Origin of the sequence: Micromonospora polyrhachis, assembly GCF_014203835.1 — a bacterium.
Taxonomy (GTDB): Bacteria; Actinomycetota; Actinomycetes; order Mycobacteriales; family Micromonosporaceae; genus Micromonospora_H; species Micromonospora_H polyrhachis.
This window is the reverse complement of sequence record NZ_JACHJW010000001.1, coordinates 1,428,980-1,442,917: the sequence shown is the minus strand read 5'-3', so window position 1 is coordinate 1,442,917 and position 13,938 is coordinate 1,428,980. Positions and strand designations below refer to the sequence as shown.

Annotated in this window: 12 protein-coding genes; 9 read left to right on the top strand and 3 right to left on the bottom strand. The window is 69.6% G+C overall.

Going from position 1 to position 13,938, the window contains the following annotated elements; translation table 11 throughout:
• Positions 1–330 precede the first annotated feature (330 nt).
• Both FHR38_RS05685 and FHR38_RS05680 read right to left on the bottom strand, forming a co-directional pair.
• A complete protein-coding gene (locus tag FHR38_RS05685; protein ID WP_184533411.1) occupies positions 331–1,461 on the bottom strand; it encodes a HAMP domain-containing sensor histidine kinase in 1,131 nt (376 codons plus the stop codon).
• A complete protein-coding gene (locus FHR38_RS05680; protein ID WP_184533409.1) occupies positions 1,461–2,114 on the bottom strand; it encodes a response regulator transcription factor in 654 nt (217 codons plus the stop codon). Before FHR38_RS05680 ends, FHR38_RS05685 begins: the two co-directional genes overlap by 1 nt.
• A gap of 87 nt (positions 2,115–2,201) precedes the next feature.
• On the opposite strand from FHR38_RS05680, the gene FHR38_RS05675 reads away from it, so the two are divergent.
• A complete protein-coding gene (locus FHR38_RS05675; RefSeq protein WP_184533407.1) occupies positions 2,202–3,680 on the top strand; it encodes a S41 family peptidase in 1,479 nt (492 codons plus the stop codon).
• A 135-nt stretch (positions 3,681–3,815) separates the two neighbouring features.
• Positions 3,816–5,147, top strand: a complete 1,332-nt coding sequence (locus tag FHR38_RS05670) for an MATE family efflux transporter (RefSeq protein WP_184533405.1) — start codon at positions 3,816–3,818, stop codon at positions 5,145–5,147.
• Positions 5,148–5,165: 18 nt separating this feature from the next.
• Here the strand turns inward: FHR38_RS05670 and FHR38_RS05665 are convergent, their stop codons facing one another.
• Complete coding sequence (locus FHR38_RS05665; RefSeq protein ID WP_184533403.1) at positions 5,166–6,215, bottom strand: hypothetical protein; 1,050 nt, start codon at positions 6,213–6,215, stop codon at positions 5,166–5,168.
• 142 nt (positions 6,216–6,357) lie between these two features.
• Here FHR38_RS05665 and truB point away from each other — a divergent pair, with 142 nt between their 5' ends.
• The 7 genes from truB (at position 6,358) to FHR38_RS05630 (ending at position 13,925) form a co-directional block, all read left to right on the top strand.
• The gene (truB, locus tag FHR38_RS05660; protein WP_184533401.1) at positions 6,358–7,242 is read left to right on the top strand and encodes a tRNA pseudouridine(55) synthase TruB; all 885 of its coding nucleotides are present in this window, start codon (positions 6,358–6,360) and stop codon (positions 7,240–7,242) included.
• Between the two features lie 84 nt (positions 7,243–7,326).
• Positions 7,327–8,289: a bifunctional riboflavin kinase/FAD synthetase gene (locus FHR38_RS05655; protein ID WP_184533399.1), complete on the top strand. Its 963-nt coding sequence runs from the start codon at positions 7,327–7,329 to the stop codon at positions 8,287–8,289.
• 256 nt (positions 8,290–8,545) lie between these two features.
• Positions 8,546–8,815: a 30S ribosomal protein S15 gene (gene rpsO / locus FHR38_RS05650; protein WP_184533397.1), complete on the top strand. Its 270-nt coding sequence runs from the start codon at positions 8,546–8,548 to the stop codon at positions 8,813–8,815.
• A 230-nt stretch (positions 8,816–9,045) separates the two neighbouring features.
• On the top strand, positions 9,046–11,421 hold the full coding sequence (locus FHR38_RS05645) for a polyribonucleotide nucleotidyltransferase (RefSeq protein WP_184533395.1): 2,376 nt from the start codon (positions 9,046–9,048) through the stop codon (positions 11,419–11,421).
• 94 nt (positions 11,422–11,515) lie between these two features.
• The gene (locus FHR38_RS05640) at positions 11,516–12,955 is read left to right on the top strand and encodes a M16 family metallopeptidase (protein ID WP_376771466.1); all 1,440 of its coding nucleotides are present in this window, start codon (positions 11,516–11,518) and stop codon (positions 12,953–12,955) included.
• A 126-nt stretch (positions 12,956–13,081) separates the two neighbouring features.
• Entirely contained in the window at positions 13,082–13,426 is a 345-nt protein-coding gene (locus FHR38_RS05635) for an ArsR/SmtB family transcription factor (protein WP_184533391.1), read from the top strand.
• 4 nt (positions 13,427–13,430) lie between these two features.
• Positions 13,431–13,925 (top strand): SRPBCC family protein, encoded by a 495-nt coding sequence (locus FHR38_RS05630; protein ID WP_184533389.1) that lies wholly within the window; start codon positions 13,431–13,433, stop codon positions 13,923–13,925.
• Positions 13,926–13,938 lie beyond the last annotated feature (13 nt).

Here is a 13,938-nt window from a genome sequence, read left to right as displayed (position 1 = left end):
CCGTTTGCCCGCCAGGGTCGGATCGACCCGGGCTCACGCCGGCTCCCGGCCAGCGTTCCGGCGACCCCGGACCGGCCGTCGCGATGCCGTGCAGCGCCGTCCGTCGCGGATCACGTGGATCGTCGTGCCCGTTCCCACCCTGGACAGAGGAGAATCGTCATGTCTGAAAAGCCCCAGCCAGAGGCCACCGATGAGGCCCGCGAGCAGGCCCGTCGTGCCCTGCAGACGTCGATGGACACCCGCCAGTAGGCAGCTACTCCGGCGGTGGCCTGGCACGGCGTTGCCTGCTGTTCAGCCCGGTGGTGACCCGGCACGGCGGTAGCCTGCGGGTCAGCCCGGTGGTGGCGGGAACTGCACGGTCAACTCCAGGCCGCCGCCCCGATTGGGGCGAGCGGTGATTTTGGCGCCGTGGGCGTGTGCGATGGCGGCGACGATCGACAGCCCTAGTCCGGCGCTGTCGGCTGAGCCGGTTCGCGCCGCGTGCAGGCGGCGGAACGGTTCGAACAGTTCGGCGATCCGGTTCTCGGGGATCTCCGGGCCGCTGTTTCGGACGGTCAGGCGACCGGCGGCGGTGACGTGGACGTCGACCACGCCATCGGTTCGGTTGTACTTGACGGCGTTGTCCATCAGGTTGGCCACGAGCCGGTGCAACAGCACCAGGTCACCGGTGACCATGACCGGCTCGATCACCCGCCTGATCGTGCGGCCATTTGCTGGCGTTTCACCCACCGCTCGGTGTACGAGAAGATCGAGGGCTACCGGCTCGACCGTGGTCAGCCCGTGCTCGCCCTGGGCGAGCAGGAGCAGGCCGTCGATCAGGCGTTCGTTGCGTCGATTGACCTCCAGTAGTTCCGCCCGGACCCGGGCCAGCCGTTCCGGCGACGGAGCATCGAGTCCGATCTGGATTGCTGCCCGTTGGATGGCCAACGGGGTGCGCAGTTCGTGGGAGGCGTTGGCGATGAACCGGCGCTGGCTCTCCACGGATCGTTCCAGGCGCTCCAGCATGGTGTCGAAGGTGTCGGCCAACTCGGTCAGCTCGTTGCGGGGGCCGGTGAGCGCGATCCGTTCATGCAGGTTGGACAGGGACAGCCGCCGTGCGGTGGCCGTGATGTGGTGCAGCGGACGCAGCAGCCGGCCGGCCAGCCACCAGCCGATGACGATCGAGGCGAAGGTGAGTACGACGATCGTGACCCCCGCGATGGTCCACTGGTACGCGAGCACCTCGGCGGGTAGAACCCGGAGTTCTCCCGTCGGTAGGTGCGGGGGCACAGCCGGCGGATCGGTCGGTAGGCCGGCTGGTGCCCCTGCCAGCTTCTCCGGGGTATGGACGAAGATGCCCTCGAACCGCTTCTGCAGGTTGATTTTCAACAGCAGGTTGGTTGTGACGAGCAGAACTGTCGAGGTGGCGAGGAAGAGCCCCGTGTAGACGGCGGTCAGTCGTACCCGCACCGTACGGCGCATCACAGCCGGTATCCGACGCCCGGGACGGTGTGAATGCACGGCGTATCTCCCAGTTTGGCGCGCAGCCGGCTGATGATGACACGGACCACGGTCGTGAACGGGTCGACGTTCTCGTCCCAGGCCAGTTCGAGCAGGGTCTCGGCGCTGACGACGGCACCGTTTGCTCGCATCAGCACCTCCAGTACGGCGTACTCCTTCACCGAGAGCGACAGGTGGCGTCCGTTGCGACTGACCTGGCGGCGCGGAGTGTCCAGCACGATCCCGGCTCGTTCCAGGACCGGCGGAAGCGGGGCCTGGCTACGTCGTCCGAGGGCCTGCACCCGGGCCACGAGTTCGCTGTAGTCGAACGGTTTGGGCAGGTAGTCGTCGGCACCGAGCGCCAGCCCTGCGACCCGTTCGGGTACCGAGGCGGCGGCGGTCAGTAGCAGAATCCGGGTACGCGCGGCAGCCTGCGCCAACTCCCGGCAGACCAGGTCGCCGTGCACTTCCGGCAGGTCACGATCAAGTACGAGTACGTCGTAGTCGTGCACGGCAAGGTGTTCCGATGCGGCTGCGCCGTCGTAGACCACGTCCACCGCCATGGCGTGTCTGCGTAGCCCTTCGGCTACCAGATCGGCGAGCATCTTTTCGTCCTCGGCCACCAGAATGCGCATGCCATCTCTGTACCAGGCGTGCCGCTACAGCGGCGTTAACGGTTGCGTTCACGCGCCTGCAACGGCACAACGGCGAATGTGAGCGGCATGAGGAACAAGAAATCGTTCGCCGTCGCGGCGGTGTTGGTCGTGTCGGCCGCAGTCTTCGGCTACGGCATAACCACCGTGGCCGCGACGGCCACTACCGCCAACCCGGCCAGCAACCGCCCACCAGCATGTGCGACCCTGCCGCCGCCATCCGCGCCATCGTCACCTGCACCGTCCTCGCCCTCCTCGCCGTCACCGTCTGTCCCGTCCTCGCCGCCGGCGAAGCCCACCACGGTCACCACCATCGGGTCGGCGTACTACTGCATCTTCGACAACTACTACGGCGGACCGGTGTGGGATCCTCGTACGTTGCTGGTTCCGGCCTTCGCGGCGCTCACCCAGGAGCTACAACGTCGTGGACTGGACCAGCCGCAGGCCACGATGCCGGCGCTGACCGGCAGGAAGGACGCCGACTGGGCCGCGTTCCGCCGCGTCTACGAGCAGATCACCGCAGGACTGCCAGCCGATCCGACGGTTCGCCAGGCTGTCGCGGAGGCCACCATCCAGGGCATGGTGGAGAGCCTCGATGACAACCACGCACGCTGGATGCGTCCGTCGTCGTCATCGACGGAAGCGGCACCGGTCGGTCTGCGGCTCTCCGGCCTGCAGCCCGATGGTCCCGATCCGGCGAGCACGCCGCCGATATTCGTCACGGCGGTCGCCCCGGGCAGTGGGTCGGAGATCGCTGGGGTCAAGCCGGGCGACGAGGTTGTCGCCGTCAACGGCGTACCGCTGATCGTCAACGGGGTGGTGTCTGATGGCGTCATCGGCTGGTTCAGGACAGCCACGAAGGACAATCCGGTACGGCTCACTCTGCGCCGCCTGGTCACCGGAAAGACCTTCACCGTCACGGTGACACCCGTCCCGATCCCGCGGGAAACTCCGACGGTCGAGTCCCGGCTGCTGCCCGGTGACATCGCCTACGTCCGGATGCCGGCCTTCGCACCCGGGATGGCTGACCAGGTGCTGCGGGCGATCGCGGACCTGCGGGCGGGCAGGACGTTGCGGGGGGTTGTCCTCGACCTGCGCGGCAACGGTGGTGGCAGCCCGACGGAGGTGGCCAGACTGCTTGGCGCATGGGCGCACGACAAGACCACCAGCTACTGGTGCGATGTGCGCGGAGAGTGCACGGCCAACCGCACCGACGACTCGGTGCCGCTGCTGAACCTGCCCCTCGTCGCGCTCACCGATCGGAACTGCGCCTCGGCCTGCGACTCCTTCACCAGCGCGGTGAAGGATCTTCGCCTTGGCACCCTGGTCGGTACCCGTACCGCGGGTGCCGTGTCCGGCCCGGGTGAGCCGTTCCAGCTCAACGACGACAGCATGATCATGCTGCCCAAGCGCCACGAGATCGGGGCGAACCGGGAGATCGTCAACACCATCGGCGTGGCCCCGGACCACGTGGCCCCGATGACCGCTGCGGATCTGTCCGCCGGACGTGACCCGGGCGTTGCCAAGGCGCTGACCCTGCTCAAGTAGGCACCGTCCGGCTGTCCGAATGTCGAAACCGGGACTCGCCAGCACGAGTGGGTGCTGGCGAGTCCCCAGACAGCACATTTGGTAAGTGCCGTGAAGCATTGCATCCCTTACCAAGGCGTGTCATGATGATCCTTCATGGGACAGCTCACCACGCCGCTCGACCGTGGCAGCGACGCATCCGTACGCCGGATCGTCGGGCTGGCCCTGCCAGCGCTGGTGGTGCTCGCCGCCGAACCCCTGTATGTGCTGGTGGACACCGCCGTGGTGGGCCACCTCGGCCGGATCCCATTGGCCGGCCTCGCCATCGGCGGCACGGTCATGACCATCGCGGCCTGGATCGGCACCGTGGTCGCGTACGGCACGACCGGTCGGGCGGCCCGCCGGTTCGGGGCCGGTGATCGGGCAGCGGCCGTGGCCGAAGGCGTACAGGCATCGTGGCTGGCGCTGGCGGCGGGCCTGGTGCTGGTCCTCGGCATCCAGATCGGGGCCGAGCCGCTGGCGCGGGCCATCGCCGGCACCGATCCCGACGTCGCCGAGACGGCGGCGCGCTGGCTCCGGGTCGCCTCCCTGGGTGCTCCCGGTCTACTGCTGGCCGCCGCCGGCAACGGCTGGCTGCGGGGGGTGCAGGACACCCGCCGGCCGCTGTTCTTCGTCCTCGGGCCGAACCTGCTCTCCGCGGTGCTCTGTCCGCTGCTCGTCTATCCCGTCGGCCTCGGGCTGATCGGGTCGGCCGTCGCCAACGCGGTGGCCCAGACCCTCTCCGGATTGCTCTTCGTCGGGGCGCTGATCGCCGAACGGGTGTCGCTTCGCCCCCAGCCCCGGGTGATCGCACGGCAGCTCGTGCTCAGCCGAGACCTGCTGGTGCGGGGACTCGCCTTCCAGGCCAGCTTCCTCTCGGCCACCGCCGTGGCGGCCCGGTTCGGTGCGGCCACCGTCGCCGCCCATCAGATCGCCATCCAGCTGTGGTTCTTCATCGCCCTGGTGTTGGACGCCCTGGCCATCGCCGCCCAGTCCCTGATAGGTGCCACACTCGGTGGAGACGACGCGGCCGGTGCGCGCTGGCTGGCCCGCCGGATCACCCTCATCAGCGGCATCTGCGGGATCGCCTTCGCGGTGGTCGTCGCTGCCGGGGCCGCGGTGATCCCGTCCTGGTTCAGCGCCGACCCACTGGTACGGGACCAGGCGATGATCGCCTGGCCCTGGTTCGTGGCGATGCTGCCGGTGGCGGGTCTCGTCTTCGCCCTGGACGGGGTGCTGATCGGTGCCGGTGACGTCCGCTACCTGCGCAATGTCACCATCGCCGCCGCAGTCGGTGCCTTCCTGCCGGCAATCTGGACGGGTTATCTCCTCGACCTCGGGCTGGGCGGGATCTGGGCTGGTCTCTCGCTGTTCATGGTGGTCCGCCTGGCCACCCTGCTCTGGCGGATCCGGTCCGGCCGGTGGGCGGTCGTCGGCGCCGTCCGCTGAACCCTGCTCTGACCTCGGCTAACAGGTGTCGGGCAGGTCCAGCGACTGGTCTGGGTCGTACATCCGGTCGGGGTCCGGGTCGTCCCCCGCCGTGCCGGGCCGCAGGTCGAACTTGAGGCGGCTGCTGACGTCGATCAACCCTTGGGCGAGCGACGCGCAGTCGATGTTCGAGGCATAGGACTGGCTGGTGGCCAGCCAGAGCCCGGCCGATGAGGGAGGTACGTCGTCCGGGTGCGGCACCTGCCAGACCACCTCGTCGTGTATCACGACAAGTGCGTCTCCTGGGTTCACGTTCGGCACCCGGAAGGGGTAGACCCAGACGAAGTTCGTCGTCACCTCCAGCACCCGGATTCCGTTCGCGGCCCGGGTGGCCCGATAGGTGATCCGGCCCTTGGCGCGGGCTTCCACGCTCGCCCGCAGGGCATGCGGTCGGAACCGGGTGGCGTAGCTGGCGAACTGCCCCGTCTGGAAGTCCCGACGTAGTTCACTGCGGGCGTCCTCGGCGAAGAGAACCAGGAACTTGTCCGGGTCACCGTGCTGCATGGCGGTGTCGAGCCGGCCCAGGATGAGGGCCTGCCGGACCTTGGCCAGGCCGTCGCCGACCTGCCTCGCGGTGAAGGGCGGTTGCGGCGTGGCCGTCGGTAGGACGATGGCGGCCTCTCCCTCAGCGTAGGACTCGGCCGGTGTGCCGGCGAAGAAGCCGGTCTGGCCCCCGAATCCGACCGCGCTGGTCGGCACCACTTCGTTCGTGGGGTCGGGCTGGCGGGAACTGACGTAGTTCGACCAGCCGTCCGTCGCCGCCCAGCCCAGCATCCCGACCAGCCCGACGGCCAGCGCGATACCCACGACCGTGAGCAGACCGCCGCCGACCCGTTCCCAGGTCAGCCGGACCCGATTTCCGAACCCCAGCGGTTGTTGGACCTCTGGCTCACGCATCCAGGATGGGACCCGCAGCGGCTCGTCGTTGGTGGCCACGGCCAGAACTTCTGGCCGGCCGGTCGGTGGCGTCGGTGTCCCCATCGGCTGGCCATCCGGACGATCGGCGGGCGGGTCGGTCTCGGTGTTCATCTGGGCCGTCTCCGTCGGGTGGGGCTGCACAAATCAATGATCATGTTCGAGATCGATGTGTCGGGGTAGGTCCGATCAGCCCTGAACGCCGGTACTTCCGGGCCGACGCGGTGGGCGGCGGGACGTCTGGCAGGCTTGCCACGTGAGTTCGGACGGTCTGATCGTGGTCGACAAGCCCGGCGGCATGACGTCGCACGACGTGGTGGCACGGATCCGCCGGCTGGCCCGGACCCGGCGGGTGGGCCATGGCGGCACGCTGGATCCGATGGCCACCGGGGTGCTGATCATCGGAGTGGGCCGGGCGACCCGGCTGCTCACGTACGTGATCGGGGCGGGCAAGTCCTACACCGCCACCATCCGGTTGGGGCAGGCGACGATCACCGATGATGTCGAGGGCGAGGTGACCGCGACCACCCCGGCGGGTGGGGTCACCGACGAGGCCATCCGGGCCGGGCTCGCGGCGCAGACCGGGGAGATCGACCAGGTGCCCAGCGCGGTCAGCGCCATCAAGGTCGACGGGCAGCGGGCCTACAAACGGGTACGCGACGGCGAGACCGTCGCCCTGGCCGCCCGCCGGGTGACCATCTCCCGGCTGGACGTACTCGCCATCCGACGGGACACGCCGGACGTGGTGGACGTGGACGTGGACGTGACCTGCTCGTCCGGGACGTACATCCGGGCGATTGCCCGCGACCTGGGGGTCACGCTCGGGGTCGGCGGACATCTCACCGCGCTGCGCCGGACCGCCGTGGGCGGGTTCACCCTGGCCGAGGCGGCGACCCTGGCCGAGCTGGAGGAACGGTCCCCGGAGGTGGTCGACCTGCCGATCGGGGCGGCGGCCCGCCGGTTCTTTTCGGTCCGCGAGGCCAGCACCGACGAGGCGAAGGTGCTCTCCCACGGCGGCCCGCTGGATCCGGTCGGCATCGACGGGCCGTACGCGGTCTTCGGCCCGGACGGCGACCTGATCGCCATCGTCCGGGAGCGGGGCGGCCGGGCCCGGGCCGAGATCGTGCTCGCGCCGGCCTGACCAGCGGCGGCGACGGTACGCGCAACGACGGGGAGCGCCGGCGACCGGCCGGTGGGAACGAAAACAGGGCAGGGGGACACGCGCATGCAGCGGTGGCGGGGGTACGAGGCGGCGCCGGGCGGCTGGGGCCGGTCGGTGGTCACCATCGGCGTCTTCGACGGCGTGCACAAGGGCCACCAGGCGACCATCGGGCACGCGGTGAAGCGAGCCCGGGACCTGGGGGTGCAGTCGGTGGTGGTCACCTTCGACCCGCACCCGGCGGAGGTGGTCCGGCCCGGCTCGCATCCGGCCGTGCTGACCGAACCGGCTCGCAAGGCGGAGTTGATCGAGGCGCTCGGCGTGGATGTGCTCTGTGTGGTGCCGTTCACCCCCGAGTTCTCCCGGCTGTCGCCCGAGGCATTCGTGCACGACATCCTGGTCGAACACCTGCACGCCGCGCTGGTCGTGGTGGGGGAGAACTTCCGCTTCGGGCACCGGGCGGCCGGTGACGTGGCGCTGTTGGAACGGCTGGGCCGGACCTTCGGGTTCGGGGTCGAGGCCCCACCGCTGGTGGCCGACGACGGCACGGTCTTCTCCTCGACGTACACCCGGGCCTGCGTCGATGCCGGGGACGTGGTGGCGGCGGCAGCGGCCCTGGGGCGGCCGCACCGGCTGGAGGGAGTGGTGATCCGGGGGGACCAGCGGGGACGCGAGTTGGGCTTCCCGACGGCCAACCTGCTCTGTCACCGGCACGCGGCCGTGCCGGCCGACGGCGTGTACGCGGCCCGGCTGATCCGGCCCTCCAACCGGACGGCGGACGGTCGGGCGGCAGCCGGTGGGTCGGTGTCGCTGCCGGCAGCGGTGTCGATCGGCACCAACCCGACGTTCTCCGGGCGGGAGCGCCGGGTCGAGGCGTACGTGCTCGACTTCGACGGTGACCTCTACGGCGAGCGGCTCGCGCTGGACTTCGTCGCGCACCTGCGGGAGATGCGCCGGTACGACACCATCGAACCGCTGATCGCCCAGATGAACGAGGATGTCGAGCAGGCCCGTCAGGTGCTCTGCTGAGCCGGTCGGCGGGGCCCAGATTGCTGCTGCCTGAGCTGGTCGCCGGCGTGGTGGTGCTGCGCTGGCGAGCCGGTCGACGGGCCACGCCGTGCCCTTCGAATGGCCGCTCAGCCGGGAGCTGGTAACCTGACGGGGACGTCGGGTCACCGACGGGGCCCCGCGTGCCTGCACGACGCCGCGGGTGCGGGGTCATCCGTGCGGCGGTCTTCGGCCCGGGCACGGATCGCAATGACGAACCCACCGAAACAGGGAGAAAATGGCGCTCGACCAAGAAGCCAAGGCCAAGATCCGGCAGGACTACGCAACCGCCGAGGGTGACACCGGTTCGCCCGAGGTGCAGGTCGCGGTGCTGACCAAGCGGATCGCCGACCTCACCGAGCACCTGAAGGTGCACAAGCAGGACCACCACAGCCGCCGTGGTCTGCTGCTGCTGGTCGGTCGGCGCCGGCGGCTGCTGAACTACATGCAGAAGAAGGACATCAACCGCTACCGGTCGCTGATCGAGCGACTCGGCCTGCGGAGGTGACGTGAGCGGGGGGAGCGGCTGACAAAGCCGCTCCCCCCGCTGGCATGACCACCCATAACAGGGGCCAGCGCGACCACCCGATGGGGAGCAGTCAGCGCACCGGTCTCCGGTAGTGGCCTCCGGGCCGGCCGGCGCCATGCCGGCCCACCCCGGGCGCTTCAATCGAAGACCGGCCGCCTGAATCGCTCCACAGGTCGTGAGCCCCATGACCGAAGGAGTGCGAAACACTCATGACCGAGCAGACCAATCTCGGCACCCAGCACAGCAAGGCAGTGATCGACAACGGGTCCTTCGGCACCCGTGAGATCGTCTTCTCCAGCGGCCGCCTGGCCCGCCAGGCCGCCGGCTCCGTCCTCGCCCAGCTCGGCGAGACGGTCGTCCTCTCCGCCACCACGGCCAGCAAGCAGCCGAAGGAGCAGTTCGACTTCTTCCCGCTGACCGTGGACGTCGAGGAGCGGATGTACGCCGCTGGCCGTATCCCCGGCTCGTTCTTCCGCCGCGAGGGCCGGCCCAGTGAGGACGCGATCCTCACCTGCCGCCTGATCGACCGGCCGCTGCGCCCGTCGTTCGTCAAGGGCCTGCGTAACGAGGTCCAGGTCGTCGAGACCGTCCTGGCGCTCGACCCGCAACACCCGTACGACGTGGTGGCGATCAACGCCGCGTCGCTCTCCACCAAGCTCTCCGGCCTGCCGTTTTCCGGCCCGATCGGGGCGACCCGGATGGCCCACGTCGACGGCCAGTGGGTGGCCTTCCCGACCCACGAGGAGCTGGGCCGGGCCACCTTCGACATGGTCGTGGCCGGCCGTACGCTGCCGGACGGCGACGTCGCGATCATGATGGTCGAGGCCGAGGCGACCGAGCACACCGTCGCCCTGGTCGCCGGTGGCGCGACCGCGCCGACCGAGGAGGTCGTCGCCAGCGGCCTGGAGGCCGCCAAGCCGGCCATCCGGGAGCTGTGCCGCGCGCAGAGCGAGCTGGCCGAGGTGGCGGCGAAGCCGGTCGGCGAGTTCCCGGTCTTCCTGGACTACTCCGACGACGTCTACGAGGCGGTTGCCGCCGCCGGTCGGGACGAGGTCGCCGAGGCGCTGAAGATCGCCGGCAAGGCGGAGCGCGAGGACGCCCTGGACCGGATCAAGGACAAGGTGTACGAGCAGCTCGCCGGTCAGTTCGAGGGCCGCGAGAAGGAGATCGGCGCGGCGTTCCGCTCGCTGAACAAGTCCGAGGTGCGCTCCCGCGTACTGCGCGAGCAGGTCCGCATCGACGGCCGGGGCCCCCGGGACATCCGGCCGCTGACCGCCGAGATCCAGGTGCTGCCCCGGGTGCACGGCTCGGCGCTGTTCGAGCGGGGCGAGACGCAGATCCTCGGCGTCACCACACTCAACATGCTGCGCATGGAGCAGTCGCTGGACACCCTCTCCCCGGAGAAGTCCAAGCGCTACATGCACAACTACAACTTCCCGCCGTACTCGGTCGGCGAGACCGGCCGGGTGGGCGCGCCGAAGCGGCGCGAGATCGGCCACGGGGCGCTCGCCGAGCGGGCCCTCATCCCGGTCCTGCCGGCCCGGGAGGAGTTCCCGTACGCCATCCGCCAGGTTTCCGAGGCGCTCGGCTCCAACGGCTCCACCAGCATGGGCTCGGTCTGCGCCTCCACCCTGGCGCTGCTCTCGGCCGGTGTGCCGCTGAAGGCACCGGTCGCCGGCATCGCGATGGGGCTGATCTCCGACGAGGTGGACGGCAAGACCGAGTACGTCACGCTGACCGACATCCTCGGTGCCGAGGATGCCTTCGGTGACATGGACTTCAAGGTCGCCGGCACCCCCGAGTTCGTTACCGCGTTGCAGCTCGACACCAAGCTCGACGGCATCCCGTCGGACGTGCTGGCCGCCGCGCTCAAGCAGGCGCACGAGGCCCGCTCCACCATCCTCGGCGTCATGCAGCAGGCGATCGAGTCGCCGGCGAGGATGTCGGACTACGCGCCGCGGGTGACCACGGTCAAGATCCCGGTCGACAAGATCGGTATGGTGATCGGCCCCAAGGGACAGACCATCAACGCCATCCAGGACGAGACCGGTGCCGAGATCTCCATCGAGGACGACGGCACGATCTACGTCGGCGCGACCAACGGCCCGTCGGCCGAGGCTGCGGTCGAGCGGATCAACGCCATCGCCAACCCGACCCTGCCGAAGGTCGGCGACAAGTTCCTCGGCACCGTGGTGAAGACGGCGGCGTTCGGTGCCTTCGTCTCGCTGCTGCCGGGCCGCGACGGCCTGCTGCACATCTCCAAGGTGGGCGACGGCAAGCGGGTCGAGCGGGTCGAGGACTACCTCAACGTGGGCGACAAGGTCGAGGTGCAGATCGCCGACATCGACGCCCGGGGCAAGATCTACCTGGACAAGGTGCGGCCGGAGGGCGAGGAGGCACCGGCCGAGGCAGCCGGCGGCGAGCGTCCGGCCAGCCGGGACCGGGGCGACCGGGGCCCGCGCGACCGGGGTGACCGGGAGCGCGGCGAGCGGGGGCCGAGCCGGGGCGACCGCGAGGGCGGCGAGGGTGGCGGCGAGGGTGGCGGCGAGGGTGGTCCCCGTCGTCGCCGTAGCCGGCACAGCTGACCCCATCGGGTCGTTCCCCGTTTCGTAATCCCCGCTGTCCTGTCGAGCTAGGAGTCGTGGTCTCTTGAGTCGGGCGAACCGGTCACCGTTTTCCCTGGAGGAACGTGGGACGGCGGGGCCGGTTCCGGCCGGCGCGCATCGAGGACCAGGACAGCAGGGGACGTCCCATCGGGCCCGTGGGACCGGATCGTCCGGGGCCGGCGCTGACGCACCGGCCCGGGCGGTCACCCGTACCCTGACCACCGATCCGCTGGGCGGCACCGTACGCCGTACGGTCCTGCCCAGCGGGTTGCGGGTGCTCACCGAGGCGATCCCGGCGATGCGCAGTGTGTCGTTCGGGATCTGGGTGGGGATCGGCTCGCGGGACGAGACCGGCTCCCTCTCCGGTGTCTCCCACTTCCTGGAGCATCTGCTTTTCAAGGGGACCCGGAAACGGAGTGCCCTGGAGATCTCCGCCCAGATCGAGGCGGTCGGCGGGGAGACCAACGCCTTCACCACGAAGGAATACACCTGCTACTACGCCCGAGTACTCGACGCCGATCTGCCGTTGGCGATCGACGTGATGTGCGACCTGGTCGCCGACTCGGTGCTGGATCCGGCCGACGTCGAGACCGAGCGCGGCGTGATCCTCGAAGAGATCGCCATGCACGACGACGAGCCGGGCGACGAGGTGCACGACCTTTTTGCCCAGGCCATCTACGGCGACCATCCCCTCGGCCGGCTCATCTCCGGCACCGAGGAGACCATCACCCCGATGACGCGGCGGCAGATCCAGGGCTTCTACCGGCGTCGCTACACGCCCCCGACGATCGTCATCGCCGCCGCCGGCAACCTGGACCACACCACCGTGGTCAAGCAGGTCCGGCAGGCGCTGCGCGGGACTCCGCTGGACACCGAACCGGCGCAGCCGGGCACGCCCCGGCCGGCGGGCACACCGGTCCGTACGCTGCCGGCCCGGACCCTGGTCGAGCGCAAGGACACCGAGCAGGCGCACGTCGTACTCGGCTGCCCCGCCATCGACCGGCTGGACGAGCGGCGGTTCGCCCTCGGCGTACTCAACAACGTGCTCGGCGGCGGCATGTCCAGCCGGCTCTTCCAGGAGATCCGCGAGCAGCGCGGCCTGGCCTACTCGGTCTACTCATACGCCAGCCAGTACGCCGACAGTGGCGTCTTCGCCGTCTACGCCGGCTGCGCGCCGGGCAAGGTCGACGAGGTGCTGGAGCTGGTCCGCGCCGGGCTGGCCGAGGTCGCCGCACACGGCATCACCGAGACCGAGCTGGCCCGAGGCAAGGGCATGGCGAAGGGCTCGTACGTGCTCGGCCTGGAGGACACCGGGTCCCGGATGAGCCGGCTGGCCAAGGGTGAACTTCTTTACGGCGACCTGCTCTCGGTCGACGAGCTGTTGGCCCGGGTGGACGCGGTGACCGCCGAAGAGGTGAACACCCTCGCGGCCGAGCTGCTGGCCCGCCCGATGTCGTTGGCCGTGGTCGGCCCGTTCGGCGAGGGCGACTTCGCCGACGTCGAACCGGCCTAGGCGGTTACATCCGGATCCGGATCCGACTGCCGTGCCCTGCTGCTGCGGGCGGGCGTCGGGTAACGTTTGGTCGAACTTGTCGATACTGATTGTGCTCGGCGCTCGCGCACGCTAACGTACAACCAAATGGTTGTAGATAAGTCGGATACCGCAGACGTGGACCTCATCTTCCACGCCCTGGCGGACGCCACGCGTCGAGACATCATCACCCGTGTCCTGCGCGCGGAGCAGTCGGTGTCTGCCCTGGCCCAGCACTATTCGATGAGCTTTGCGGCAGTCCAGAAGCACGTCGCGGTCCTGGAGCGGGCCGCCCTGGTCAGCAAAGAACGACGCGGGCGGGAGCAGGTCGTACACGCAGACGTCACGTCGCTTCGACGTGCGGCGCAGCTGCTCGCGGCCTACGAGAAGCTCTGGCGGGACCGCGTTGGCGGTATCGAACAACTCCTGGCAGAAGATCGAGAAAGGCAGTGACCCGATGGCCGTGATCAGTGTCCACAAGGACGAGCAGGCGCTCACGCTTACCTTCGTCGCCGAGTTCGATGCCGGTGTCGAACGGGTGTGGCAGGTGTGGGAGGACCCGCGACAGCTGGAACGGTGGTGGGGGCCGCCGACCTGGCCAGCCACCTTCAAACAGCACGACTTCGTGGTCGGTGGGCAGTCGCGCTACCACATGACCGGCCCGGATGGGCAGCTGGCGCATGGCTGGTGGACGATGACCGCGATCGAGGCGCCGTTCCGGCTGGCGTTCGACGATGGCTTCGCCGGTGAGGACGGCGAACCCGATGCCTCCGCACCGGTGGTCTCGATCGCCGTCACCATCGAAGGGACCGAGACCGGGGCGCGGATGACGACGGTCAACCGGTTCAGCAGCCTTGAGGATTTTGAGCAGCTGCTGAGCATGGGTATGGATGAAGGCATGCGCCTGGCGATGGGGCAGATCGACAACCTGCTGACCAACCCCTCCCGTTGACCGTGCCTACCCA